Annotated in this window: 26 protein-coding genes and 4 tRNA genes; 23 read left to right on the top strand and 7 right to left on the bottom strand. The window is 51.1% G+C overall.

The features are described from left to right. Window positions 1–14 precede the first annotated feature (14 nt). On the bottom strand, window positions 15–1,343 hold the full coding sequence (locus KI215_RS10420) for a cytochrome ubiquinol oxidase subunit I (RefSeq protein ID WP_212772671.1): 1,329 nt from the start codon (window positions 1,341–1,343) through the stop codon (window positions 15–17). A 175-nt stretch (window positions 1,344–1,518) separates the two neighbouring features. Between KI215_RS10420 and KI215_RS10415 the strand changes: the two genes are divergently transcribed. The 5 genes from KI215_RS10415 (at window position 1,519) to KI215_RS10395 (ending at window position 7,384) form a co-directional block, all read left to right on the top strand. Continuing rightward, a complete protein-coding gene (locus KI215_RS10415; protein WP_246512085.1) occupies window positions 1,519–2,601 on the top strand; it encodes a VanW family protein in 1,083 nt (360 codons plus the stop codon). 459 nt (window positions 2,602–3,060) lie between these two features. Next, complete coding sequence (locus KI215_RS10410) at window positions 3,061–4,077, top strand: 3D domain-containing protein (RefSeq protein WP_212772670.1); 1,017 nt, start codon at window positions 3,061–3,063, stop codon at window positions 4,075–4,077. Window positions 4,078–4,257: 180 nt separating this feature from the next. Beyond that, on the top strand, window positions 4,258–5,703 hold the full coding sequence (locus KI215_RS10405; protein WP_212772669.1) for a YecA family protein: 1,446 nt from the start codon (window positions 4,258–4,260) through the stop codon (window positions 5,701–5,703). Window positions 5,704–5,849: 146 nt separating this feature from the next. After that, window positions 5,850–6,551: a hypothetical protein gene (locus KI215_RS10400; RefSeq protein ID WP_212772668.1), complete on the top strand. Its 702-nt coding sequence runs from the start codon at window positions 5,850–5,852 to the stop codon at window positions 6,549–6,551. Further along, on the top strand, window positions 6,548–7,384 hold the full coding sequence (locus KI215_RS10395) for a PHP domain-containing protein (RefSeq protein WP_212772667.1): 837 nt from the start codon (window positions 6,548–6,550) through the stop codon (window positions 7,382–7,384). The genes KI215_RS10400 and KI215_RS10395 overlap by 4 nt, the downstream gene beginning before the upstream one ends. Before the next feature lie 93 nt (window positions 7,385–7,477). Here KI215_RS10395 and KI215_RS10390 read toward each other — a convergent pair whose 3' ends face one another. After that, entirely contained in the window at window positions 7,478–7,921 is a 444-nt protein-coding gene (locus tag KI215_RS10390) for a GNAT family N-acetyltransferase (protein ID WP_212772666.1), read from the bottom strand. A gap of 302 nt (window positions 7,922–8,223) precedes the next feature. Continuing rightward, window positions 8,224–8,733 carry a YjcG family protein gene (locus KI215_RS10385; RefSeq protein WP_212772665.1) on the bottom strand — a complete coding sequence of 170 codons (510 nt, stop codon included), beginning with the start codon at window positions 8,731–8,733 and terminating at the stop codon, window positions 8,224–8,226. Between the two features lie 256 nt (window positions 8,734–8,989). On the opposite strand from KI215_RS10385, the gene KI215_RS10380 reads away from it, so the two are divergent. The 8 genes from KI215_RS10380 (at window position 8,990) to KI215_RS10345 (ending at window position 12,296) form a co-directional block, all read left to right on the top strand. Further along, window positions 8,990–9,520: a phosphatidylglycerophosphatase A family protein gene (locus tag KI215_RS10380; protein ID WP_212772664.1), complete on the top strand. Its 531-nt coding sequence runs from the start codon at window positions 8,990–8,992 to the stop codon at window positions 9,518–9,520. A 283-nt stretch (window positions 9,521–9,803) separates the two neighbouring features. Next, entirely contained in the window at window positions 9,804–9,998 is a 195-nt protein-coding gene (locus KI215_RS10375) for a hypothetical protein (RefSeq protein ID WP_212772663.1), read from the top strand. Between the two features lie 79 nt (window positions 9,999–10,077). Beyond that, a tRNA-Met gene (locus tag KI215_RS10370) sits at window positions 10,078–10,153 on the top strand. Between the two features lie 5 nt (window positions 10,154–10,158). Continuing rightward, window positions 10,159–10,235, top strand: a tRNA-Asp gene (locus tag KI215_RS10365). 9 nt (window positions 10,236–10,244) lie between these two features. Next, window positions 10,245–10,320 (top strand) — tRNA-Ile (locus tag KI215_RS10360). Between the two features lie 18 nt (window positions 10,321–10,338). Continuing rightward, a tRNA-Val gene (locus tag KI215_RS10355) sits at window positions 10,339–10,413 on the top strand. A gap of 133 nt (window positions 10,414–10,546) precedes the next feature. Continuing rightward, the gene (locus tag KI215_RS10350) at window positions 10,547–11,665 is read left to right on the top strand and encodes a peptidoglycan DD-metalloendopeptidase family protein (RefSeq protein ID WP_212772662.1); all 1,119 of its coding nucleotides are present in this window, start codon (window positions 10,547–10,549) and stop codon (window positions 11,663–11,665) included. A 97-nt stretch (window positions 11,666–11,762) separates the two neighbouring features. Then, complete coding sequence (locus tag KI215_RS10345) at window positions 11,763–12,296, top strand: phosphatase PAP2 family protein (RefSeq protein WP_212772661.1); 534 nt, start codon at window positions 11,763–11,765, stop codon at window positions 12,294–12,296. A gap of 104 nt (window positions 12,297–12,400) precedes the next feature. Here the strand turns inward: KI215_RS10345 and dinB are convergent, their stop codons facing one another. Then, the gene (gene dinB / locus KI215_RS10340; RefSeq protein WP_212772660.1) at window positions 12,401–13,618 is read right to left on the bottom strand and encodes a DNA polymerase IV; all 1,218 of its coding nucleotides are present in this window, start codon (window positions 13,616–13,618) and stop codon (window positions 12,401–12,403) included. 82 nt (window positions 13,619–13,700) lie between these two features. Beyond that, window positions 13,701–14,102: a DUF1885 family protein gene (locus KI215_RS10335; protein ID WP_212772659.1), complete on the bottom strand. Its 402-nt coding sequence runs from the start codon at window positions 14,100–14,102 to the stop codon at window positions 13,701–13,703. 253 nt (window positions 14,103–14,355) lie between these two features. Between KI215_RS10335 and KI215_RS10330 the strand changes: the two genes are divergently transcribed. The 3 genes from KI215_RS10330 (at window position 14,356) to KI215_RS10320 (ending at window position 15,754) form a co-directional block, all read left to right on the top strand. After that, window positions 14,356–14,796: a hypothetical protein gene (locus KI215_RS10330; RefSeq protein WP_212772658.1), complete on the top strand. Its 441-nt coding sequence runs from the start codon at window positions 14,356–14,358 to the stop codon at window positions 14,794–14,796. A gap of 274 nt (window positions 14,797–15,070) precedes the next feature. Beyond that, window positions 15,071–15,373 carry a DUF3055 domain-containing protein gene (locus tag KI215_RS10325; RefSeq protein WP_212772657.1) on the top strand — a complete coding sequence of 101 codons (303 nt, stop codon included), beginning with the start codon at window positions 15,071–15,073 and terminating at the stop codon, window positions 15,371–15,373. A gap of 240 nt (window positions 15,374–15,613) precedes the next feature. Then, complete coding sequence (locus tag KI215_RS10320; RefSeq protein ID WP_212772656.1) at window positions 15,614–15,754, top strand: GapA-binding peptide SR1P; 141 nt, start codon at window positions 15,614–15,616, stop codon at window positions 15,752–15,754. A gap of 282 nt (window positions 15,755–16,036) precedes the next feature. Here KI215_RS10320 and KI215_RS10315 read toward each other — a convergent pair whose 3' ends face one another. After that, entirely contained in the window at window positions 16,037–17,494 is a 1,458-nt protein-coding gene (locus KI215_RS10315) for an aminotransferase class I/II-fold pyridoxal phosphate-dependent enzyme (RefSeq protein WP_246512084.1), read from the bottom strand. 375 nt (window positions 17,495–17,869) lie between these two features. On the opposite strand from KI215_RS10315, the gene KI215_RS10310 reads away from it, so the two are divergent. The 3 genes from KI215_RS10310 to KI215_RS10300 all read left to right on the top strand — a co-directional run bounded on the left by KI215_RS10310 (window position 17,870) and on the right by KI215_RS10300 (window position 21,353). After that, window positions 17,870–19,642 carry a 2-oxoacid:acceptor oxidoreductase subunit alpha gene (locus tag KI215_RS10310; protein WP_420830114.1) on the top strand — a complete coding sequence of 591 codons (1,773 nt, stop codon included), beginning with the start codon at window positions 17,870–17,872 and terminating at the stop codon, window positions 19,640–19,642. A 1-nt stretch (window position 19,643) separates the two neighbouring features. Next, entirely contained in the window at window positions 19,644–20,507 is an 864-nt protein-coding gene (locus KI215_RS10305; RefSeq protein ID WP_212772654.1) for a 2-oxoacid:ferredoxin oxidoreductase subunit beta, read from the top strand. Between the two features lie 348 nt (window positions 20,508–20,855). Continuing rightward, window positions 20,856–21,353, top strand: coding sequence for a hypothetical protein (locus tag KI215_RS10300; protein ID WP_212772653.1), 498 nt, complete (start codon window positions 20,856–20,858; stop codon window positions 21,351–21,353). A gap of 249 nt (window positions 21,354–21,602) precedes the next feature. Here the strand turns inward: KI215_RS10300 and KI215_RS10295 are convergent, their stop codons facing one another. Next, complete coding sequence (locus KI215_RS10295; protein ID WP_212772652.1) at window positions 21,603–22,238, bottom strand: YktB family protein; 636 nt, start codon at window positions 22,236–22,238, stop codon at window positions 21,603–21,605. Between the two features lie 325 nt (window positions 22,239–22,563). On the opposite strand from KI215_RS10295, the gene KI215_RS10290 reads away from it, so the two are divergent. The 4 genes from KI215_RS10290 (at window position 22,564) to KI215_RS10275 (ending at window position 24,712) form a co-directional block, all read left to right on the top strand. Beyond that, window positions 22,564–22,794, top strand: coding sequence for a hypothetical protein (locus tag KI215_RS10290; RefSeq protein ID WP_246512083.1), 231 nt, complete (start codon window positions 22,564–22,566; stop codon window positions 22,792–22,794). 104 nt (window positions 22,795–22,898) lie between these two features. Beyond that, the gene (locus KI215_RS10285; protein WP_212772651.1) at window positions 22,899–23,675 is read left to right on the top strand and encodes a fumarylacetoacetate hydrolase family protein; all 777 of its coding nucleotides are present in this window, start codon (window positions 22,899–22,901) and stop codon (window positions 23,673–23,675) included. Between the two features lie 36 nt (window positions 23,676–23,711). Then, a complete protein-coding gene (locus tag KI215_RS10280; RefSeq protein WP_212772650.1) occupies window positions 23,712–24,356 on the top strand; it encodes an endonuclease III domain-containing protein in 645 nt (214 codons plus the stop codon). A 44-nt stretch (window positions 24,357–24,400) separates the two neighbouring features. Beyond that, a complete protein-coding gene (locus tag KI215_RS10275) occupies window positions 24,401–24,712 on the top strand; it encodes an iron-sulfur cluster biosynthesis family protein (protein WP_212772649.1) in 312 nt (103 codons plus the stop codon). Window positions 24,713–24,733 lie beyond the last annotated feature (21 nt).

Here is a 24,733-nt window from a genome sequence, read left to right as displayed (position 1 = left end):
ATCCACCTCCCTTTCTACAGGATGATGTTGCGGTCGGCCAGTTCCGATTCCGGTGTTTTGTTTCTGAACAGACGGATCAATACGGTCACCGCGATGATGCCCAGAGCGAAGTAGAGGAATGTGAAGATCCAAAACACCGGCAGTGTGTGTTCCGATGTGGTCACACCTTCCTTCACTGTCATCATCCCGCGGATCATCCATGGTTGCCGTCCGACTTCCGCGTAGATCCAACCCGCTTCGATGGCGAGGAAAGATAAGGGTCCACCGGCGAGAATGCCGCGCATCACCCATGGGTGCCATTCATTCCATCCTTTTTTTGCCCATAGGAAGAGGAATACAGCGGAGATAAAAATCAGGTAGAAGCCGATCCCCACCATCAAGTCAAACAGGTAATGAACATACAGCGGCGGCCAAAGGTGTCGAGGGAAATCATTCAGCCCGATCACTTCCGCAGAAGGACTTCCCTTTGCCAAAATGCTCAGGGCCGACGGAATCTCTATACCATATCGGACTTCCAACGTTTCGGGGTCCAGAATGCCGCCCACCACAAGCGGTGCATGGCGTTGCGTCTCAAAGTGCCATTCGGCGGCCGCCAGCTTTTCCGGTTGATGTTTAGCCAGGAACTTGCCGGACAGGTCCCCGGCGATCAAGGTGGCGATGGCGAGGATGAATCCGGAGACCATCGTCAATCGGAGCGCTTTTTGAAAATAGACGTGTTGATGTCCCTTCAAAATGGAATATGCCGCGATGGAAGCCAGCAGAAACGCGCCTGTCAGGTAAGCGGAAGACAACACGTGTGCCACTTTGGTCGGTGTGGCCGGATTCAGCATGGCCTCCAACGGACGGATATTGGTCAACGTACGATTTTTGACGGAAAACCCGGCCGGTGTATTCATCCAAGCATTCACTGTCGTGATAAATACAGCCGACATGGTTGAACCAAGGATAATCGGGATCGATGTCAACCAGTGATAGATCGGTGTTCGGAAACGGTCCCAAGTGTACAGGTAAATGCCGAGAAAGATCGCTTCAAAGAAAAATGCAAACGTCTCCATAAAAAGGGGCAAACTGATCGTGTTGCCGGCCACTTGCATGAACCGGGGCCACAAGAGGCTGAGCATCAAGCCGATACACGTTCCCGTCACAACCCCTACGGCGACGGTGATAACAAACCCACGTGTCCATCTGCGGGCCATGAGGATGTAATGGGGATCTTTCTTGTAAATTCCCCATGCTTCCGCGATGGAGATAAAAATGGGCAATCCGACGCCGATGGTTGCCCAAATGATGTGAAAACCCAGCGTTTCAGCCGTCAACAGCCGACTGATCGTCAATCCGTCCACGCGGTTCCCCTCCTTTGTGATCTCTGATTTATCATACCCTTTTTTTCATATTCTCAGGCCGATGTCACCGAATCGAAAAAACGTTGGCAGATTTGTCACAGATGATTGGTGATTATTTCTTCAAGTATCTTCCTGGGATTGATGCACACTAAAAGACGAAGAGAGGGGGATCACCATGAAACGAGCGGTGATGATCGCGGTGGTGCTACTGTGGGTGTATGGCTGTGGCATCGCCCAGGAACCTCTAAAGTCGGGTCAGTCACATCCGAAAGCGACCCCCACACCGCAAATGTTCATTATGGAAACGGATGGACAACAATGGTCTGTGGATCTGCGCAGGTTTGGATATGATGGAGTCGATCCGACAACGTTGAACCGAGGAGAGTTCCATGCGTGGTTAAAACCGATTGAGGAACGTGTATACCGAGCACCGAAAAACGCCCGGTTTGTCAGCCGGACCATTCAGCCTCACCAGAACGGTCGCAAATTGGATCAACAGAAAATCGACGACTGGCTTGACAACATCCATGAATATGTAAACCAATCTTTGCCCGTACCGTACCGAACGCTGTATCCAACCATCACCACGGAAATGTTGGAACAGATTAAAGAAAAACGCATCGGACGTTATTCCACCTTGTACAATCCGAATCACACCAATCGATCACATAACATCTGGTTGTCAGCCAAGGCTATTGACTATCATGTGGTGGATGTGGGGGAAGTGTTTTCCTTCAATCAAGTGGTCGGACCACGGTTGGTATCCCGCGGCTACAAGCCGGCGCCGATTATCGTGCGTGGTGAGTACACGGAAGGCATCGGCGGAGGCATTTGTCAAACGTCCAGTACCTTGTTCAACGCTGTCGACCAAGCGGGATTGCGTATCATCCAACGAGTGAGCCACAGTAAAGAGGTAACTTATGTCCCGATCGGCAGGGATGCAACCGTCTCGTGGGGTGGACCCGATTTCCGGTTTCAAAATCAATTGAATCAACCGGTACTGATTGTGGCACAGGCACGGTACGGCAGGTTAACTGTGTCGATTTACGGTCCGGAAGAAATTCGGAACCAGCCACACCCTGTACCCGAAGCGCCACGGCAGATACCGGAATCGGAAAAAGTGCCACCGACCCAGCCGCAGCCGTTGGAAAAGAAATCGGAGTATGAAGAAGCACCGATTCCGCCGTCACAACTTCCTCGCTCCTATGGCGAAGGGATGGAAAGTACCTCGCCGGGAAACGCCACCGTGGCTCACTAGATATGTGTCTGGTCATTTCCGTAAGGAGGCAATGTTTTCCCAGGTAAGCGAAGACCTAAGCCAGGCACAGTGAAGACACGGAAAGCGCAGGAATGGAATCGAGTCGCGGTCAATTTCCGCTAAGCGAATCGCACTTTCCCCGGTGTCATGCGCTTCGTGTTGGAGCAGTCATGATCTGCTTCCTTGCAGGGTGCAGGTGTTGCGCGAGCCGGGAAAGCGATGTGTGCTATTACCGTGTGAAAACGACGCATCATGGACAACCCGCCCAAACTGGGCGGGTTTTTTGTTTCTGTTTTTCCATCAGGTGAATTTTGAAGAATCAGTGAGAGATCGTTCTTTTCTGGCCGCATCAGTAAGGAGATGGAAACTCAAGGGGAAAATTTTCATGGCTGGACATTCGTCGTATCTGCTATAATAGTTAACGTGTTTTTGGGTATTTTTCAGCAAAGGAGGCGTTGGATGAAAAAAATCCTTTTGATCGGTATCGGGATTGTGTCCATCCTGCTCCTTTCCGGAACACTGGTCTATGCGATGCAAGAAGATGTGACCATCACCTTCAGCGATAAAGATCAGCCCTTGGTCACCAGTGTGATGGGGGGCACATTGGAAGAGGCATTGGAAAGCGAAGGGTACGACATCCAAAAACTGAAAAAGAAATATATTCCCAGTATTCCGTGGAACCAAACGCTTCCCGACAATGCCAAGGTCCAACTGCTGTGCCAATGCAAAGTTCAGTTGGAGGTCGGCGGTCAAAAAACGGGAACCTATACTACGAAGCAACCTACAGTGGGACAGTTTTTGGCGGAGCGCCACATTGAGCTGAATCGGTGGGATCAGGTGAACGCCCCACTGAATGCCAAGATCACAGACAACATGTTGCTGGTCGTAGACCGAATCGAGAAACGGATCAAAAAGAAAGTGGAGCTTACGCCCTATAAGACGGTGAAAAAAGAAGACCCCAAATTGCAAAAAGGCAAAGAGCAAGTGCTCAAAGAAGGCGTCAAGGGCAAAAGGATCTACGAAGTGGCGTTGATCTACAAAAACGGCAAACCTCTAGTAACAGATGAACGCTTAATTGAAGAAATTCTCCCAGTACATATGCTCGTCGCCGTCGGCACAGGAACGGAGATACCAAAAGAACAAAAAGAGGATACGCAAGTGGCTGAAGAGCATGGCTCTTCCAAAATCGCCGGTTTGGAATATACCAAAACGATGGACGTTGAAGCGACAGGATACACTTCCAGCGGCAACGCCAAAACCGCGACCGGGACCACACCTCACCGCGGAACGGTTGCCGTCGACCCGGATGTGATTCCATTGGGGACCAAAATGTACATTCCGGGTTACGGTGTGGGTGTGGCCGAAGATACCGGCGGCGCCGTCGACGGGAACATTATCGATCTGTATTTCGATTCGGAGCAGGAGGCAATCCAATGGGGTCGTCGAAACGTGACGATTTACATTCTAAAAGATTAGACGTGGGAACCTGCGGCAAAGTTGCTGCAGGTTTTCTTTTTTTATGAAAAACATTGTCGAGAGCATACTGCAATGCTTCCCTGAACCGTCATTTCATGGATTTTTTTGCAATTTTCTTTTGTCTCTTGTGCCCATTTCCGATATACTGAGTGTAAGGAATATCCTTTTGGAGTGTGAACCATGGTTGGTCGAAATGATCCATGCCCCTGTGGGAGTGGAAAAAAATACAAGAAATGTTGCGAGCGTGTCGTTGCCATTCAGGCGGCCGAACAACTTCGTGAAAAGCGGGAAATCCAGATCAAAAACGAGATTCTCAAGGATCTGAAGGAATGGTTTGAACGACACGTTTCGAGGGAAGAGGAGAAAAAATGGGAGGAACGTTTTAAAGAGATTCTGCGTTTTCCATCCTCCAAACCTCTTCCTTCGAGATATTCTCTCGCTTATCGATTTTGGTTGATGCTGGATACACCGTGTGTCGACGGGCGTCGACCGATCGATGTGTGGAGAGAGGCGACGAATCTGCCATCGGATCGGTTGGAAGTGGCCGATCAGTTGCGAGATGTTCATCTCGGATGCTATGAGGTGTGTCACACCGGAAATCAGGAAGTGCTGCTCCAACCGATTCTCGGTGAGGGAACATACGTAACCAAGGTATTTGAACCTTTACATAAAGGTGCTGTATTGATCGGACGCCTCTCTCGGCTGGGAAACCGCTACGAATTGTTTGGCCCCTACACCGTGTTTACACAACAAATGAGAGGGGAGATCTTGATGCATCTGGAGAATCAAGTGCCCCGGGATCCGGCGGGAGAGCGGGAGTTCTGGCGGCAAAATGGGTTGCATGTATTGGGTTGGGCCATACATCGTGCCAAAGAATGGGACCAGCTCTCCACTCAAGCACAGGCATCCCAGGAAGAAGCGGCTCCAACTGCTGAAGTCCGTGCCCTGCCTTCTCTGCCGTCGTTGAATGAAGAAGAAAAAGGGCTGCCGGATTTGGTCACCCAGCATTTGGAGCTGTTTTTTATGAACGAGGTCTCCAAATACCAACCACGCACCCAGACGTTGTTTGCACGCTCGTTGGAGTACTTGGTGGAATACATTTCCCTGTATTTTGGGAAATCGTTCACCTGGTCCCGGTTCAATGAGGACGTGCTCGCCCATTTTTGCGGTGTCTGGTATGTTGATCGTGTTGGCGGCAATGCAGTGAAAGCCAAGATTTTTCTCAACACGATCAAACATCTCTTCCGCTGGTTGGATGGCGAAGGGATCGAGACCGTGTATGCCGCTTATCGCAGAGTGTATCCTTCCTTGATCCAGTCGTTGCCCTTGGCATTTGAGGTGAGAAAATGGCTGGTTCAACACGGGGTTCAAGAGCGAACAGCAGAAGAAACAGCCATGACGGGAACCTATTTGTTGGCTGTTCCGCCGTCCGGTCCTGTGTTGTTGGTGGGGAAAAAGTGGTTGCCGCTCAATTTGCGGGGCTTTCCACCGAACTGGGCGGAATACCGTTTTTGGTTGAAGGGAACAGTCGCCAACGACGGATCACTTCATCGGGTGGAGGCGATATATCCGGTGTTGTTGGAGGATTGGGATCAAACGGTGGAGCAAACGATCGAAGAACGGTGAAAAAGCGGCCAAAGGGGAGTGGGCCGCTTTTTTGCTGTGTGAATCAGTAATGGATGGGCAATTGAATGCTTGCGAAAAAATGTGAAACCCTGTCGTCCTATGCGTGCATAAAGTAGGGTATGATGAAAAGGGGAGGGGATCGATTTTTGTCTAATGAGGAACACCATGTCGATTTTTTGCGGTGGAGAAGCATCCGCCAGCGGCAAAAAGAAAGGCAGTTTTACCGGCTGTTGGAGGATGTGCTGACATATGCGGAAAAGCAAACGCTGTTGCGGGAAAAAGTGCGTGCCCGCCATATTTTTCAGCAACTGACCTGTCGGAAACCGGATCAGCCTGAATCATTTTCCGGGTTGGCTGAACAGGTATTCCGTATTTGGTATGCGTTGGATTATTTGAATATCCGTCATCGTCGCCTGATCCAAGAGTATCTCGACGCCGGTGGTGGAATATGGTTGGACAAAAAAAGTCGATTGGTCTGGGCGAGTACACTGATCGCTTCTTTTTACTCTGTTTTTTTCTTGACACGTGCAGGTGAAAACTGGATTCTCCAAGAAATGGCATCGGACTTGCCGCCGTTGACAGCCGATCCTCGTAATTGGCCGACAGAGGAATGGCAGGAAGGGGCGTCTGTAATCGCCCGACCGGTCAAAGTGGGAGTCCAACATTTGCCCGTCGGACCGATACGGGTGATGTCGCCGGAAGAATCGGATGATGTGCGAAGTTGGTTGGAGCGGGTTTACGCCACAAAGAGATCACAACAAACCCATTTGCCATGGCGTGTATTCATGCAACGCCAAGGTATGGGATGGTTAAGTCGAATAGAATCGGGAGGATGTGTTGAATCATGAGTGCAGATTTACATATACATACGACAGTTTCAGACGGACTGTTTTCCCCGGAAGAGGTTGTAAGAATGGCTAAAGATACAGGACTTCGGGCGATTGCGATCACCGATCACGATACAGTGGGCGGCGTGGCTCAAGCTGCGGTAGCGGCGGCCAAACTGGGAATGGAGCTGGTGCCCGGAATCGAAATCAGTACGTTGGCGGACGGTCAGGATGTTCATGTGCTGGGTTATTTCGTGGATACGGAGCAGGAATGGTTTTTGAAGCGGTTGCAATCTCTCCGGAATACCAGGGTAGAGCGCAACCGCAAAATCATTGAGAAGTTGAACGAATTGGGTATTGCGATCACGTGGGAAGAAGTGCAGGCCAAAAAGCGAGGCGCCTCACCCGAGAAGAATATCGGGCGGCCCCATATTGCCGAATTATTGGTGGACAAGGGGGTCGTTCGCTCGATGGATGAGGCGTTTGAACGATATCTGGGTAAAGATGGAGCGGCCTACGTCACCACCAAACGGATTACCCCGTTTGAAGCGATTGACTTGATTAAGGAAGCTGGCGGCGTTCCTGTACTGGCACACCCTGGATTGTATGAAAACGACGCGTTGGTAGAAGAGATTATCAGCCACGGCTTGGCAGGATTGGAAGTGTACCATCCAGATCATGATGAGGAGCGCACTGAACGGTACAGGAAGATGGCGGAACGTCACGGATTGATTATAACCGCCGGATCCGATTTTCATGGTGAACGGCACGGTTCCATGTTTCACGCACCGATCGGCACGAAAACGGTGGCCTATGATCAGGTGGAACGACTCAAAATGGCCGCAAGAAAGTAAAATGAGTGCGTATGATCAATATCTTCCTTCCCCCGTGAATGGTTCCGTCATCGGCACCCGGGCCACTTATTGGGTACCTTTCCCGGTCAAATGTTACGCCAGCTTTTTATTCATCCATATGTGTGTCACGCCCAGCTCCTCATAAGGATTTCCTTCAGCACGGTATCCCAACTTTTCATAGAACGGCCGGGCATGCCATTGGGCACTCAACACCAGACGTTTGGCTCCTTTCCGCTTCGCGTAGGATTCAACGGACTCCAGCATGGAACGGCCGATCCCGGTGCCGCGAAGTTCCGGAAGCACCGCCACACGTTCGATTTTAGCCGTTTTTGGATCCATCCAGCGAAGTCGCAAAGTGCCGACCGGCCGGTCCGCATCATAAGCCAATAGTTGCGTGGCGGACTCATCATGCCGATCCTTTTCCATGATGCGGGGCATCTGCTGTTCATCGACAAACACCTTGCGACGGATACGATGCACTTCTTCGAGTTCTTCGGGTGTTCGCGCTTCTCGAATGTCGGTTTCTGTCTGTTTCAAGTTGAAATACCTCCTTTTTGCTCGTTATTGGTATTCCCGATCTTTCACGGCATCCAACAGGAAAAATCAGATAAAGAAAGAAAAAACAGGGCATCCGCCCTGTCAGGTTGTTGACAAAAGTCCTCGGGATCCGATTTCCCGTCTCCGCTCCGCACTCGACGGGAAGTTCGGACCCGCTTCTCTCAAAAGGGTGGCGTTTTCCCACGAGCGACCTTTGCGCTTGCAAAACAGCAGCAAGAGGGAAAACGCTCTGAAATCGCAGGTTCGCTACCGTGGAAGGTGTCGCTTGCTCCTTCAAACAACTACCCTTTAAATAGAAAGCTTTGATAGACGCTCCAGGAACCGTTTTCAAGCTGATACAACAGGTGAAAACGGTCCACTTCCGTATGAAGATTCAATGAGCGCATCCGCAGACTTCCATAAACATCATGCAATTCGTCTGTGGACATATTTTGCCCGATGGTCAAATGAGGGGTGAACGGATAGCGATGGGGGTGATACAGTATACCGGAGTTGATTTTTTCATGCAGTGTGCGGAGCGGTTGATCATTCTTCACAGCTAAATAGATGACGTTGTTTGTCGGATGGAAGCAACTCACTTTATGAAAACAAATTTCGAAAGGCTGAGACTCTCTTGCCACCTTTTCCAGATGGTCGACCGCCTTATCCAGATTGGCCTCATCCATTTCAAACGCTTCTTTTAACGTGATGTGCGGTGGGATGAGTGTATAGTGCGGGTCATATCGCTTCCGGTAGGAGTTGGCAAAATCTTGGACGTGTTTTTGCGGGAATATTGCAATGCCGTATTTCATTCAAACTCCCTCCTTTTGACAAATTTGCAGGAGCTGTCTACCGTCTGCAGTAGATGAAGGCGAATTTCTTTCCGAAATTTCGCACGAATAAAGAGGCAAGTGAACATGCAACACGATGTATATCCATTATACCCCCTTTTCCTGCTGATAATAAAGGACGTGCGAAAGAAAGGTTTCGCGCGTACACGTTGATCACGGTGTGTGTTATCATGAACATAGGCTCCCGTGAGGGAGAAGGAGAGGAGGGAACCGGATCGTGAAGCGTGTTCACAGTCGTGAAGTGAAACAGGCAGTGATGGAACGGCTGCAGCAACGCGGCGTTACCATCGAAGGGATTGCCGAAATAGTATATCAGATGCAAGCTCCCTACAATGAAAACCTGACGATCGATCTGTGCGTGGAAAGCGTACAGGCCGTATTGGAAAAACGGGAGATCCAGCATGCCATTCTTGTTGGAACTGAATTAGATATTTTGGCGGAAAAGGGGATGTTGTCAGAACCCCTTCAAACCTTGGTGAGAACAGATGAGGGATTGTTTGGATGCGATGAAACACTGGCCCTTGGGTCGGTGTTGGGATATGGAAGTATCGCTGTCACCACTTTTGGCCATCTCGACAAACAAAAAATCGGATTGATCAAACAACTGGATACGAAAAAAGATGGATCTGGTCCTGTCCACACATTTATTGACGATTTGGTCGCCAGTGTGGCGGCCGCCGCATCCAGCCGCCTGGCGCACCGGCTGCGTGATGAAGAGGAAAAAGCGTTTGTGTCACCATCCAAGTAGATATCAGAGTCTTGCTCCGCGTGAAAAAGCGCGGGGCTTTTTTGTTCGGAATCAAAAAGACCCAAGCGCCGCCTGGCACCCGGGTTGATTAGAGGAGGGAACATCTGTCCAATGGCAGATCAGATGGCCTAAACAAACGGGGGAACCGTTTGTGCTATATCTTATGCGCCAAGACGAGTCTTCGTATCCTTCGCGGAAAAAATGTGCCTTAGCCCGCCTGGCATGAATGGAGCCTGGTTTAGGCACAATACCTGAAGAAACTCTTCCGCAGGAGGGAACACCGATGTCTTGCTGGATTTATTGGGCCAAATTGTATGATACGCGTTTTCAGGCACGCTGTTTGGCTGCCCGCATCCAGGAGGATTGGTGGGTCTACGGCTATGACAGCCCTGCCGAGGTTGAAGTGTTTCAATCGAGGCGCGGTCGTTACGGTGTACGTTACTTGTGGGACAGAACTGAGGTTCGGAAAAAAAAATAAAAAAACCTCTTGCATTCCTCTCGAACCTGTTGTATAGTTATAGTTGTCGTCAGCGAAAACGACATAAACGAAAAGATGACGCGGGGTGGAGCAGTTGGTAGCTCGTCGGGCTCATAACCCGAAGGTCGCAGGTTCAAGTCCTGCCCCCGCAACCAAGTATGGAGCTGTGGTGAAGTTGGAGTTCACGCCGGCCTGTCACGCCGGAGGTCGCGGGTTCGAGTCCCGTCAGCTCCGCCATCTTTCAATGGGCCTATAGCTCAGTTGGTAGAGCGGTCGGCTCATAACCGATTGGTCACAGGTTCGAGTCCTGTTGGGCCCACCAGTATGAATACTTTCACTTGGGCAGTTAGCTCAGAGGGAGAGCGCTTCCTTGACACGGAAGAGGTCGTAGGTTCGATTCCTATACTGCCCACCAAAAACACCTCGTATAGAGGTGTTTTTTCTATTATGTGAAAAAATTCCCCGTTCTTGATGGTAGGGGCGAGTCCTGTGATACAATGGGATTGTCCATGCAGGGGATCTTTTGAATACAGTAGAGGGAGACCGTCATGGGAAGACCAATCGTCCTCATCGCAGCCTCATTGTTGGCGGTGTTGTTGATCGTGTTCACACAGCAGGGGGACGAAGTTGGGTGGCGTTCATGGTTGCGGGAATGGCATCAACAGGCGGAAGAACATTCCTCGATATTTCGTTTACCCGCTTCCAAAGCCAACCGCTCCTCCTCCGAAGTCGCTCTGCCGTTCCGGTCAGTGAATGGAACGGTCTATTTTCGTTTGAACGACCTGAAACGGCTACATATTCAAGTCTCTTATCAAGCCAAGGAAGGCATCATCACCATCCGTGAAGGCAATACGGTTTTGGAGATGTTGCGATCAGCACCTGTGTTGAACCGCAACGGAATCTACCTGCCGATGACGGAGCGGCCCGAAGTGTGGGGAAATGAGGTGTGGATTCCCTCGTCCGCTCTGAAGGAGGGCTTGGGAAAAACCATCCGCTTCCAACGAACCGCTGCTTGGATCAGTGTAAGGGATGCGGTGCCGGTTCAATCGGCTCCGATGAAAGATCCGAGCGCATCGTTTTCGCCCGACCAAATGGTTCGATATTTGTCCTTCCTGCAAACACCCATCCGGGGAGCCAAAGTGAGTGAGCGCGAATCGCATTTGCCGGGGGCGCCGCGAGAGTATCGTCACGGCGTACACGAAGGGATCGACTGGTACGGTTATGCGTGCGGGGTGAAGATCGATTCCCGGACCCCTGTCTACGCAGTGGCGGACGGAATCGTGGTCAGGGCGGACAAGGATTATCGAGAAATGTCCGATACCGAGCGGGATCGATTGTTGCGGATCGGTGAGAAAAATAATGGGCAGACACCTCAGTACATTTTGGATAAAATGCGGGGCCGGACGGTTTGGATTCAGCATGACAAAGGTGTGATGTCCCGTTATGCGCATTTGAGCCGGATTGCGGATGGCCTCTACGTAGGACAACACGTGAAAAAAGGTCAACTGATCGGCTATGTCGGCAATTCGGGCACGTATTCGGGAGTGGAACACAACGGCAACGATCTTCACCTGCATCTGGATCTCTTGATTTACGGGGACTGGTTTTGGAAGTATTTCACGCCGGCTGAGCGCCGGTACATCTTGGAGCACGTGTTCAACCACTGAATCTAGGCTCCATAAAATGTTCACATGTTGTTCATCATTTCTTCATCTGTGTCGTTTAGGCTGAATAGGAAGACGCTTGACGGGGGTTGGGCGATAGATGCAACGTCTGGTCCATCGGATTCAGCGGATGGATGTTTGGTTGGTATGTTATGTCAACCGCCAGTGGAAGTCTCGGGTGATGGACTGGTTGATGTGCCGGTTGACCCATTTGGGCGGTGCATTTTGCACGATCACGTTTTTGGTTGTTTGGTGGTTGTTTACTTCCTCTCCGATAAAGCAATGGGCGGTAGAGGGGTTCGCTGCACTGGCGGGCAGTCATTTGGCCGTACGGGTCTGCAAACATTATCTTCCCCGCATCCGGCCTCATTTGCGATTGAGTGAGTTGTATGCGTTTCCTGATGCCTTGACGGACTATTCCTTTCCTTCCGGGCACACGACGGCCGCATTTTCCATCGCCACCGTGTTTGTGCTCCATGTGCCATGGTCGGCAGTGATTTGGTTGCCGTTGGCCTGTCTGATCGGTCTTTCCCGGATGTATCTTGCGCTCCATTACCCCACGGACGTGGTGATGGGAGCTGTGTTGGGTACGGGATTCGCATTGGGTGCCTATACGTTGCTGGGCGCGGGTTGAGGTATTCGGATGGAGTGAGTGAAGAACCGAAAAGTGAGATACGGCTAATCATAAGTCAATTTCGATCCTGAACTGCACCCGCAATGGAGAAGGGTGCGCTTTTTTTATTTGCGGTGGCCACCGATTTTGCCCGCGCGGTCGTAGAAAACACTGGCGGGCGTGAGTGAACGGGCGTACAAAATACTCGTCGTGCCGAACCGTTCCCGAATGTGGTCGATCGCATCGGCCAGCTGTTGGTCTTTGGCCGTACGCCCGAACAGGTCCAGCTGCAGGTTGCGCGCCGGTTCCAAGTTTCCCAAGCTGATCCCAACCAGCCGAATGGGAGTATGGTTCCAATGCCGGTGGAGCAGATGCAAGGCTCCTTCAAAAATCACCCGCCCGATATTGGTGGGTTCCGGCAGGGTATACGAGCGGTGAATGGAAGTGAAATCCATCCCCTTCAAGGTGAGTGACACCGTTCGTCCGGTGGCACCTGCCCGGCGCACCCGACTGGCAACTTCCTCCGCCAGCTCCCGCAAGACGACGCGAATATCCGACTCAGTTTCATAATCCCGGGGCAAGGTGAACTGATGTCCGATCGATTTATTTTCATCCAGTGAATGGGGATCGACAGGGCTGTGATCGATACCGTTGGCTGATTGGTGCAACACGCGTCCGATCACGCCGAAGCGGTGTTGCAGCAGTTCCGGATCGGCATGGGCCAAATCACCGATCGTCCGGATCCCCATTCGGTGAAAATGCCGCTCCATACGCGGTCCGACACCGAACAGCTCGATCACCGGCAAGGGCCAGATGCGACGGGGAAGATCCTCCATCGTCAGCACGGTTAATCCGTCCGGCTTTTCCAACCCTGCAGCCATCTTGGCCATCAGCTTGTTGGGACCGACCCCGATGGAGCAGCGGAGACCCGTTTCCCGAAAGATGCGTTCCTTGATCAGCCGGGCCGTCGTCTTTCCGTCACCGAAAAGGGCTTCGCATCCGGTGGTTTCCACAAATGCCTCATCTATCGAAAAAGGTTCGACCAGCGGTGAAAATTGTTTCAGAATTTCGACGATCCGTACCGAAACCTGCAAATACCGTTCCATGCGCGGTGGAACCAGACAGGCATGGGGACACAGCTCCTTGGCCTGATGGACAGCCATCCCGGTTTTCACACCGTATTTTTTTGCTTCGTACGAAGCGGCCAGCACAATGCCGCGCCGACGGGCAGGATCGCCACAGACAATGACAGGGCGTCCGCGAAGATGTGGGTTGCGCATCTGCTCCACGCTGGCGTAAAAGGCATTCATATCGGCCAACAATACGGTGCGTCGGGCAGTCATCCCGTTCCCTCCTCACGAACGTTTGTTCTTATTTTACCACGGAACAAACAAATGAGGAGAGGAAATTGATGGATTTCCATGCCTATTTTCTGGGATTGAAATACATGACCCGTCCGTTGAACAGGTGCAGTTCAGCTTTCAGGGAACGGGCGAGATATCGAGACAATTCATTGGCTTTGGCTTTGTCTCCATGAGTTGAATCTGCGGGGAGGATGATTTGGACCTGGTCCGGTTCTACCACTCCGATTACCAGGTATTTGTACAGGTTGGGATTGGTTCCCGTCAACACCAACCACGACCGTCCGTCTTTGGATTTTTCCTCGATCTGGTACGGAAACGCAGCAGCGGCGTAGTCCCAGTCCAACTGTTGACCGGTATAAGCGCTCATCTTCCGGTAACGTTCCAGATGTTCCATCACCTGATGCAAGTCGATTTCCGATTGGATTGAACCTTCTACCAGGCGGATCGTCGCCACTTGGTTCATATACGTCACCTCTGCTATATATGATCTTCTCCGGCTCTTGCAACATAATCATCTTAGCACGTTCCGGGATGTTTAAACAAACAAATCAGAATCGTGCCACTCCTATTCGTCTGGATTATTCAAAAAAAGACAAAACAAGATGTTGGTTTATTCGTAATAAAACTATAAAATATTGTGAAAATATGTTGTCTTGCTCACTCCCTTATGATACACTAATATCTAACTTTCAGTGTCCGATGGGGGATAGATGTGCATGCGAAAATCGGACCTGTTGGATGAACTCCGCTCAGAAATCGGTGTCATGTCGGACAAAATGGACGGAGGAATTGAAGAACTGTACCATTTTGTCATCGAATGTTTATATGAAAAAGTGGCGGCATATCAATTTGTCGGCATTTACCTCACCAAACCGTACATGTTTGAATGTCTGGGATATGCAGGAGCCAATCCGTATCCCTACCGGGTTCGTTTCGGCGAAGGGCTTCACAGCCTGGCAGCCGCCCGGGGCGGTGTCGTCCGGGAACAGAGAGGCAAGCGCACCGAAGTGTTCGTCCCGTTTTATCGTGGCCATCATTTGATTGGTGAGCTGGTGGTGATTGGTGAGCCGAGCGACCAGATCGATGAGGAGGATATCGCGTTTTTCTGTGAATTGGCTTCTTTGTTTGAGTCAAAGTCGGAAGAGTGCAATTCATGATCACGTCGTGAACGCAGGACAGGTTCTACGGCCTTGATCAAATCCCATCAGAAGTCCTCACGCCTATCATTTCAACCCTGTATCCGTCTCTATGAGAGAAGGCTGAGTAGGTTTGAAGATCACGAGAAACGGGTAATACACCCCTAACCCTGTCTTTTTGTCGATAAATACCGCTTTTTTTCTCAACAGCAGTATCAATATCGGTAGTGAGTCATATTATAAAGGATATGGCTTCCTTTTGTCGTGACAGACTTTTGCAAAGGAGGAGATCAGTATGAGTCTCTATGAACGGCTGTACGATGAAGCGGAACAAGTCAAGGTGCGTTTTGTCGGATTTGTTTCGGAACACGGTCGCTATGATTTCGGGATCGTGTATACCAACATGTTTTTCGGAAAGCCATTGGTCGTTTGTATGCAGACGGGACGCTCCTCTCTGTTGTCACAAGATGATGTGGAGAACCTGGAATATCTGCAGAAGGTGTACAATTTGAGGTCCAAGGAAGAAGCGGAGGAGTTGGCTGTCTTTTTCAGTAACAACCTTCCGGGACTGACCTTGGAAGCCGAGGCCGAGCATTAAACGGAGATGACCGACATGTCAGATTTGGTTGAACCACCACATAGCGCCGCTGATAACAGGAGTGAAACCGACCGCGAGGTATAACGGGAGAAAGTGTGGATCAATCCCGTGCCTCGCGGTTTCATTTTGGTGAAATAAGCCTAATCATTCAAGGTGCATTGACATAAATATGATATCACATTATACTAATAGTGACACATTAATTGAAGCGGTTACAATTCCGCGTGAGGGGGATTTCTCATGGAAGTGATTGTCTGCCAAACGTGCGACAAGATCATCGCCTTCACGGAAGCCGAGAAAACTGGTGTGTTGTACGGCAAATGTCCTGGATGCGGTGAGGAAAAGCAGCGCGGACAACGTAGGGCATCGCAAACCGCATGACTGAATATCTGAAACCGACAACACTTGTGATACACCACTCATCCATACAGCTAGTCCGATTTTTGTTGACATGTGAGCTTCAATCTAAAGCACGACACCCGACGAGAGATTCTGACCTTCTTTTGAAGAGCGTGACCGTTTTCCTCCCAACAACCTTTGCACTTGATGAAATAGATTCCAGTGAATGGCTCGATCACTTTGTCAACAGTCTCGCCGCCCGTCACGGGCGGTGTTTCTTTTTTTGTACGAAATAAAAACCCACCCGTTTATCATGGGTGGGTTTCAGCGGATCACACGCACCATTCGGATATCGGGATCTTCAGGCCCCTGTACGGGCAATCCCACTTCCAAATGTTCACGGATGTAGTCGATGTTTTGTTGCGTGATCCGTTCACCGGGCAACAACACCGGGATTCCCGGCGGATAAATCATGATAAATTCGGCAATGATGCGACCGACCGACTCCTCCAGCGGAACGGCAACCGTTTCCGCATAAAACGCGTCCCGCGGTGATACCGCCAATTCCGGGATATCCGGCAGGCGGATCGGACCGCCGTTTTTCCGGTCGGGCGAATAAAAATGCCGGGACAAATCCTGCAGACCCTCTACCAGCAAGCTGATCGTTTCTTCCGAGTCACCCGGGGTGATGAGGCACAGGATGTTGTACAAATCACTCAGTTCCACTTCGATATTCCAGTTCTCACGCAGCCATTTTTCCGCTTCATAACCGGTGATGCCCAAATGTTTGAGGTGGATGGTCAGCTTGGTCTCATCCATGTCGTATGTGGCGTCCGAACCGAGGATTTCCCGGCCGACACAGACGATGCCCGGGATTTCGTTGATTCGTTTACGCGCCTCATCGGCCAATCTCAATGCCCGTTCGAATTGAGCATGACCTTGCGTGGCCAAAAAACGCCGTCCCGTGTCAAGCGAAGCCAGGAGCAAATATGATGTCGATGTGGTCGTCAGCATGCTGATGATCGATTGCACCCGATTGGGATTGATCCGCTTGCCCTTGACGTTGAGGACTGAGCTTTGCGTCAGCGATCCTCCCAGTTTGTGCATGCTGGTGGCGGCCATGTCTGCCCCGGCCTGCATCGCGGACATGGGGAGCCGTTCGTGGAAATGCGTATGAATGCCGTGTGCTTCGTCCACCAGCACCGGAATGTCCCAACGGTGCACCAAATCGACGATTTCGGCCAAGTTGCCGGCAATACCATAATAGGTCGGGTTGATTAACAACACCGCTTTGGCATCCGGATGGGCGCGGAGGGCTTTTTCCACATCACGGGCGGTGACGCCGTGGGCGATGCCCAACTGATCGTCCATGGCCGGATGCACGAATACCGGGTGGCCGCCGGCGAGAATGATGGCGGACAACACGGATTTGTGAACGTTGCGCGGGACAATGATTTTGTCTCCCGGCGTGCAGACGGACATCACCATCGTCATGATGGCACCACTGGTTCCTTGAACGGAGAAAAAAGTGTAATCCGCCCCGAACGCTTCCGCCGCCAATTCCTGCGCTTCCTGGATCACGCCGTGCGGATGGTGCAGATCATCCAGGGGCGCGATGTTGATCAAATCGATGGAGAGCGCGTTGGGACCGATGAAATCGCGAAATTCGGGGTCCATGCCATGCCCTTTTTTGTGTCCGGGTATGTGAAATTGGATCGGATTTTTTGCCGCGTGTTCTTTCAGCTTGGTAAATAGCGGTGTTTGATACTGTCTGGGCATCATGGTTGCATGCCTCTCTTTACATAAAGATTCACTCGGCAAGTATAACAAAAACAGATCACAAACTGAAGAGAGAAAATGCAGGATGGGAGGAATTTTTTCGTTGGAATCGGAATCCCGTGGGTAAATAGGATGATCAGGACGAATCGTTGGCTCTCGGTGTTGATTGAATCGATGATGACTGAAGCGTACGGATGTGGAACGGTTGCGTTTGTTGAGATTTTTTGCCAAAATAGATGGAGGAAAATTACTTTTGCGATTCCTCTTGAAATTTCTGATTGTTTTAAGTAGCATCAGTAATAAAACCATGTGGAGGGGAGAGAGGACCAAGCGATGGGGGCGATTTATTGTGACCAAAATGAATAAACATGTAAAGGGGTGAATACGTTGGCGACATTGACATGGAAAGTGGGCGGCGCCCAGGGTGAAGGGATTGACAGCACCGGGGACATATTCGCCACCACACTCAACCGTTTGGGTTATTATCTGTTTACGTACCGCCATTTTATGTCGCTGATCAAAGGGGGCCACACCAACTACAAAGTGAGGGTGGCGGAAAGCCCCGTGAGATATCATGGCGACGATTTGGATATTTTGGTCGCATTCGATCAACGGACCATCGACGAAAACGCCCATGAACTTACAGAAGATAGCGTATTGATTTATGATTCCGGCAAGTTGAAATCCCTTGTCATCCCGGATGGAATTCAGGTAAAACTGTGCCCCGTTCCCGTGACGGACATGGCCAAAGAGCTGGGAAGCCCGATTATGAAAAACATGGTGGCCAGCGGGGTCTCTGCGGCGATCGTCGGGTTGTCGGCGGATGCATTTGACTCGCTGATCGAAGAGCGGTTCGGTAAAAAAGGGGACTCTGTGGTAGAGAGCAACAAGGCGGCTGTCCGAGCCGGATTTGAATTTACCATGGAACGGTACGGCGTGCTGAAGCAGTTGCCCAACCCGCAACCGGCTGATGACGGCGGCGGTCATTTGTTCATCTCCGGAAACGAAGCCGTGGGATTGGGTGCGCTGGCCGCGGGGTGCCGGTTTTTGGCGGCGTATCCCATCACACCCGCCACGGAGATCATGTACACCGCATTGGCTCATTTCCCCAGATACGGTGGAAAAGTATTGCAGGCCGAAGATGAAATCGCCGCCTGCATCATGGCGATCGGAGCCAACTATGCCGGTGTGCGTGCGATGACTTCCACCTCGGGTCCTGGAATTTCACTGATGCAGGAAGCAATCGGCCTGGCGGGGATCTCGGAGACGCCTTTGGTGATCGTCGATGTTATGCGGGGCGGTCCTGGAACCGGTTTGCCGACCAAAACGGAGCAGTCTGATCTGAATGAACTGGTCTACGGTTCGCATGGGGAAATTCCGCGCATTGTGTTGACGCCCTCGACGGTGGAGGAGTGTTTCTACTACACGGCTGAGGCCTTCAACCTGGCTGAAAAATACCAATGCCCGGTGATTGTGGCCACCGATTTGTATCTGGGAATGTCCAAACAATCGGTGCCGGTTGGCGCGATTGATTTCGAAAAAGTGACCATCGACCGGGGTGAATTGATTTCGGACGAAGAGTTGCTGGCCTTGGCGCCCGGCGAATACCGCCGTTACGCCGTCACCGAGTCGGGGATTTCCAAACGCTCGATTCCCGGTCAGAAAAACGGTCGGTTTGTGGCGATGAGCAATGAGCACGACGAGGGAGCCAATGAGGAGATCGAAGATCCGGAAACCCGCGTCCAACAAATGGCCAAACGGATGCGCAAACTGAATGCTTTCGACCCGTCCGTGTTGAGTGTGGAATACGACGGCCCGGAGACGACGAAGTGGACGCTGGTCGGTTTCGGCTCCACCCGTGCGCAGATCGGAGAAGCCGTCAAACACTTACAGGATAAAGGAGTAAAGGTGGGTCACCTGCAGATCAAGGTGGTCAAACCGTTCCCGGATGCGTTGGTTAAGCGGTATCTGTCCGGTGCAGAACGAATTCTCGTCGTGGAAAACAATGCCACAGGACAACTGGCGGAGCTGATCCGCGCACGCGTCGGGTTCCACGACAGAATTCAATCCTGCCTGAAATTCAGCGGAGACCCGTTTACGGTGGAGGAGATTTTGGCGCATTGCAAACTGGAGCAGGGGGTGGGGTTGTAAGATGGCGACCATGAAGGACTTCCGAACGAAAAACAAACCGACGTGGTGCCCGGGTTGCGGGGATTTCACGGTCTTGGCTGCCCTGCAGAAAGCCGTTGCCGAGTTGGGGTTGGAGCCGGAACAAGTAGCCTTGGTATCCGGAATCGGATGTTCAGGGAAAATATCCCAATATTTCAACAGCTACGGTTTTCACAGCCTGCACGGACGGTCTTTACCCACGGCTACCGGTTTGAAACTGGCCAACCAGGATCTGACGGTGATTGCCGCCGGGGGTGACGGGGATGGCTACGGCATCGGTATGGGGCATTTTGTCCACACGGTCCGTCGCAACATCGATATCACCTACATCGTGATGGATAATCATATTTATGGGTTGACCACCGGTCAAACTTCGCCGACCAGTGAGCGGGGCTTTCGTTCCAAAACCTCGCCGCAAGGTGCCGCTGAAGAGCCGGTCAAAGCGGTGGAAACAGCGATCGTGAACGGTGCCAGCTTCGTGGCCCAAGCGTTTTCCGGCGACGTGAAACAGATGACTCGGATTTTCAAAGAGGCGATCAGCCACAAAGGATTTGCGCTGGTCAACTGTTTCAGCCCTTGTGTCACCTTCAACAAAGTTAATACGTACGAATGGTTCAAAGAACAATTGGTCAATGTGGATGAGTTGGAGAATTACCAACCGGAAGACGCTGATTGCGCTCTTCGCGTGCTGGCTGAAGCGAATGGGACGGTGACAGGCATCTTGTACAAACAAAAGCGACCGGTATATCACGAAGTGATGTCAGGCGCCAGCGATGTCGCCGCCGCCAAGTTGGATTTGCGTTTGCCAAAAGAAGAACAACAGGCCCTGTTGCAGTCGTTTCGTTAAGATCCGGGGGGTAGCAATGGGATTTTCCGTTCCGTTCAACGGAGCGGTTTTTTATTTTTGAAAACAGGGCCTGTTATATAATTTTCAGATATATTATAGTACTGTTATAGTACAAAATCAACCGTCAGTGCAAAAAAATCGTTCATTTGTCGTGTATTTGCGATTTGCTTTGGTTCCGTTGGCCAATGCCAATGTTCCGTTAAACGTCCATCATCATAGACGTTAAACAGGATGGCCACTTGGAGAGTAAACATTCCTGCAGGAATCCCTGAATATGTACTATTCTGATAATTTGTTATATGATGTATTGAGAAGTGTCATACCTTTACTTCAAGGAGCGGAAACGACTTGAAAACACGATCCCTCGGTTTTGGATTTGTGTCTTTGTTTCTTTATCTTCTTTGCGTCAACACACTGACAGCTGCATTGATGTTTTATCGGACACCCGGTCCCATTGACAACGGTTATTTCTATTATTACCAATTTATTCATACCTCCACAACCAGTGTGTATTGGTTTGGGTTGATCCTTGCGAAGTGGTTGTGTTTGGTGGTGGGAACGGTTCTGATTATAATACGTTCCCGACCAGTGTCACGGCCTGTAATATTCAGCTTTTGGTCCCTTTCAAGCGCTGTTGTGCTCTATGGAATTTATTATTGGATACATGTTCTTCTCTATTTGAAAAATGTGACTTACCCTCAATTTTCTTATGATCGAATGATTCATGAACTGAAAGGTACAACACCTGCTTATGAATTGTTTGTGGTGGTCATGATCTGTTTGCTGGCGGTTGGTTTGGTTTCTTTATTGGTTGCATTGTTTCGGAAATGGTCGAAAAAGGAGTGAATGGTGAACCCAACACGGAGTGATCGCGTGTTTGAGCAAGATAAGCAACTGATTATCCACCGCTATCAGGTGGATGTTTTTTGTTTGTCCCATTCCATGGATCGAGGGATGTTGGGAATGAATGGGCACAAAAAAGGGTGAGCCTTTTCCCATTTGCTCCTGTCACGCAAAAGCGCAAGGGTCGCTCGCGGGATACAGGCCACCCTCTTTTTAAGGAGCGGACTTCAATTTTCCGTCGAGTTCCTCCACTCAGTGCCCGGCCGTTTCCGCCAAACGATACAACGGCATAAGCTGTTGAAATGTCCTTTGCACCGAACGGAGGAACGCCTGCCCGTCCTGAACAACCGGATCATGACGGTCCAACAGGACGCCGCACAGAAACTCCGCTTTTTTCACCTTTTCCAATCGCTCCAACACACGGCGTATTCCATCACGCCCCAATTCATATTTCGCTGTGGTTTCCGGTCGTGTATGATCTTCCGAAATGACGAACCCATCCGGTACAGTCGGCCACACCTCATCCAGTTGTTCCAGAAGGCTGCGCGCAAACGCGCTTTTGCTTTTGCATTCCTCGATCATGGCCAACATGATGAAGGCGTGCGCTTGCCTGAGACCGACTTGGAAGTGGGGATACGCCTTGTAACCGCGTTTGTTGGTTGACCAGGCCACCCATGTTTCATCCGGCGGGTTGACGGTACGACGTGCGTGTTTCGCTACATGTACGTAAAAAGGCTCGCCGATCGTTTGTTCCAACAGCGGGACCGTCGCTTCACCGATCGCCTCCAATTTAGGACGGATCCGCGCTCTCAGCGCCTCCATTCTCGGTTCCAGACCGGGTATGGCAAACACGTCAAAATCCTGATCAGTAAATCCGGGAAACATCAATGTTCATTCACCATCCGTGGATTCATTCATAGAAGTCAGGCTTATTCTTCATCATAGCACAATGATGATAGAATCACGAAATGGTCCATACCTGATTAGATAAAAAATTGCGAAAAATTAATCATATCAGCGAAGAACCGTGACCGAATTAGGAGAACCTGCGTACGTTATAGGTAACAAGTTCGATTGGTGGAATCGAAAACTGGATCGGAACGGACAGGTTTATTTCCTAGATTGGAAGGGCATCCTGTAGCCAGATTCCCTTCCGTCCCAAAATATGGAGCACCGATGGCGTTTCCTTCATCAAAAAACGGGGTGGGATCTCATGGGAAGATACAAGCGAGAGAAGGGGTGCAGCGTAACCGTGGAAGAAGTGATCCGTGCGTTCAAATGCCGGGAACCCGAGAAGCGCATACCGGTTCTGAGAATGGAGTTGGATTACGAACTGGCCCTGTTGCATGAGGCAATGGTTGAAAACGATCCCCACCGGATCGATCAATGCAAGGCGCGCTTGCGTGAACTTCGTCGTGAAATGATGATGTTGGAGGCATTGTGAAGGAACGTCAGCTGAAAAGGAACATTTCAGGCTTTTGTCGAAGAATATCGGTGTATCTCCTATGGGGATGCACTTTTTTCTATGTCCAAAAAGGGGGAAACGTCATGAAAATCGCTCGATACCTTTACCAAAAACAGATCCGGTATGGCATTGTCCGCGGGAATGTGATTCACCCGATTTCAGGCTCTTTGTATGAGACATGGGAAGAAGCGGGTGAGCCGGTAGTGGCGGGGGATGTCCAATTGTTAGCGCCGCTCATTCCCAACAAACTGATCGGCATCGGTCTCAACTATGCCGCACACGCGGAGGAGACCGGTAAGCCCATTCCGGACGAACCGATGATGTTCATGATCTCCCCCACCGCGGTGATCGGACCGGAGGCGTCGATTGTGTTGCCCAATGTGGATGACCGAATCGACCATGAGGCCGAGCTTGCCGTGGTGATCGGAAAAAGAGGCAAGAACATCCCTGCAGAACGTGCGGCGGATTATATATTGGGGTATACTTGTGCCAACGATGTTTCCAATCGGGTCCTGCAGAAGAAGGATGGTCAATTTACTCGCGCCAAGTCATTCGATTCATTCAAACCGCTCGGCCCGGTCATCGAGACAGAACTGGATCCGTCCGATCTGGAAGTCGTCTGCCGTGTCAACGGCGATGTCCGGCAGAAGGGGAGAACGTCCGACTTGATCCATTCCGTTCCGGAGTTAATCGCACATATTTCATCGGTTTTTCCGCTGGAACCCGGTGACGTGATCCTGACCGGCACGCCGAGCGGTGTCGGGCCGCTTTCACCGGGAGATCAAGTAGAGGTGGAAGTGGAGGGAATTGGTGTGCTCACCAATCGTGTATTGGGACCGTTGGATGACATGGCGCTGTGACAAAGGGGGGGAGAAAAGCTGAAGCGGAACTGGGTCATGCTTTATGAGGCATTGCGCGAGTGGGAGCCGGATCTGACCGTGGATGGATGGTGGGGAGTGACGGATCCGTTTTTCAAAAGTGCCGGGTGCGTGTTGGTGCAAAACACCTCGTGGCACAATGCGCGTCTTGCCATTGATGGGCTGTGTGCACGGGGCATGACCACACCTTCGGCTTTGCTCCAGGCATCCGACGACACATTGTGGAAGGCGATTCGCCCGGCAGGATTTTATCGTGCCAAATCGGCCGCGTTGCGAGGGTTGTACACGTGGCTGAACACCGCTGGAGGATGGGAGAAGGCCAAGAAACAATCCGCTTCCACTCTACGGGTGCAGTTGCTGGCGATTCGGGGAATCGGACCGGAGACGGCGGATATGTTGCTGCTGTACATGTTGGAGAAAAAGACATTCATCGGTGACGCCTACACCCGACGCATCGCCGCTCGCTGGTTTGGCTGTCCACCGCCCACTTACGAATCGGTTCGGGCGGAGGTCCTGGAGGCACTCCCCGATTTGCCGGCATTGCAGTTGTTCCATGCCTTGTTGGTGGAATTGGGCAAGAAACACTGCAAAAAGAACGTCCCCGGTTGCACCACCTGTCCCGTTCGCGGAAATTGTGCACAACATCAATCCCGCAGTGCGTAATACACCTCATGAGCGATTATGGAGTAGGGAGTGGGAGAACCAGCATGCAGGTATTGATCAGCAAAGAAGCGGAACAGGCGATCCAAAGAAAAATACCGCAAGAGTCGCCCGCCGTGTTGCGGCTGTCGGCGACGGACGATGGTTGCGGTTGCGGAGCGACCGTATTGTATGAGTTCAATTGGGACTATCCCCGGCCGGAGGATGTGCAAATTCCTTTTTACGGGTTCACATTGGTGTATGACCCGGACAGCGAAGTTTATTTTGATCCGCGGGTGAAGATCGACTACGATCCTTCCCGGGATTCGTTTACAGTGCATAGCGATGGACAGATCTATCTGATGAACATTCGCTTATAGGACGTGTGGGTCACCCGAGTC

The organism is Polycladomyces abyssicola, from assembly GCF_018326425.1.
In the GTDB taxonomy this organism is placed as follows: domain Bacteria; phylum Bacillota; class Bacilli; order Thermoactinomycetales; family JIR-001; genus Polycladomyces; species Polycladomyces abyssicola.
This window is presented reverse-complemented; position numbering and strand designations above follow the sequence as displayed.

Bases quoted from the DNA above. Each gene is read 5' to 3' on its own strand.
- KI215_RS10350 (WP_212772662.1), top strand. From the start codon at position 10,547: ATGGGAAGACCAATCGTCCTCATCGCAGCCTCATTGTTGGCGGTGTTG.
- KI215_RS10285 (WP_212772651.1), top strand. From the start codon at position 22,899: ATGAAAATCGCTCGATACCTTTACCAAAAACAGATCCGGTATGGCATT.
- KI215_RS10305 (WP_212772654.1), top strand. From the start codon at position 19,644: ATGGCGACCATGAAGGACTTCCGAACGAAAAACAAACCGACGTGGTGC.
- KI215_RS10335 (WP_212772659.1), bottom strand. From the start codon at position 14,102: ATGAACCAAGTGGCGACGATCCGCCTGGTAGAAGGTTCAATCCAATCG.
- KI215_RS10395 (WP_212772667.1), top strand. From the start codon at position 6,548: ATGAGTGCAGATTTACATATACATACGACAGTTTCAGACGGACTGTTT.
- KI215_RS10315 (WP_246512084.1), bottom strand. From the start codon at position 17,494: ATGATGCCCAGACAGTATCAAACACCGCTATTTACCAAGCTGAAAGAA.
- KI215_RS10280 (WP_212772650.1), top strand. From the start codon at position 23,712: ATGCTTTATGAGGCATTGCGCGAGTGGGAGCCGGATCTGACCGTGGAT.
- KI215_RS10330 (WP_212772658.1), top strand. From the start codon at position 14,356: ATGCGAAAATCGGACCTGTTGGATGAACTCCGCTCAGAAATCGGTGTC.
- KI215_RS10405 (WP_212772669.1), top strand. From the start codon at position 4,258: ATGGTTGGTCGAAATGATCCATGCCCCTGTGGGAGTGGAAAAAAATAC.
- KI215_RS10325 (WP_212772657.1), top strand. From the start codon at position 15,071: ATGAGTCTCTATGAACGGCTGTACGATGAAGCGGAACAAGTCAAGGTG.
- KI215_RS10375 (WP_212772663.1), top strand. From the start codon at position 9,804: ATGTCTTGCTGGATTTATTGGGCCAAATTGTATGATACGCGTTTTCAG.
- KI215_RS10415 (WP_246512085.1), top strand. From the start codon at position 1,519: ATGAAACGAGCGGTGATGATCGCGGTGGTGCTACTGTGGGTGTATGGC.
- KI215_RS10320 (WP_212772656.1), top strand. From the start codon at position 15,614: ATGGAAGTGATTGTCTGCCAAACGTGCGACAAGATCATCGCCTTCACG.
- KI215_RS10385 (WP_212772665.1), bottom strand. From the start codon at position 8,733: ATGAAATACGGCATTGCAATATTCCCGCAAAAACACGTCCAAGATTTT.
- KI215_RS10345 (WP_212772661.1), top strand. From the start codon at position 11,763: ATGCAACGTCTGGTCCATCGGATTCAGCGGATGGATGTTTGGTTGGTA.
- KI215_RS10275 (WP_212772649.1), top strand. From the start codon at position 24,401: ATGCAGGTATTGATCAGCAAAGAAGCGGAACAGGCGATCCAAAGAAAA.
- KI215_RS10290 (WP_246512083.1), top strand. From the start codon at position 22,564: ATGGGAAGATACAAGCGAGAGAAGGGGTGCAGCGTAACCGTGGAAGAA.
- KI215_RS10410 (WP_212772670.1), top strand. From the start codon at position 3,061: ATGAAAAAAATCCTTTTGATCGGTATCGGGATTGTGTCCATCCTGCTC.
- dinB (WP_212772660.1), bottom strand. From the start codon at position 13,618: ATGACTGCCCGACGCACCGTATTGTTGGCCGATATGAATGCCTTTTAC.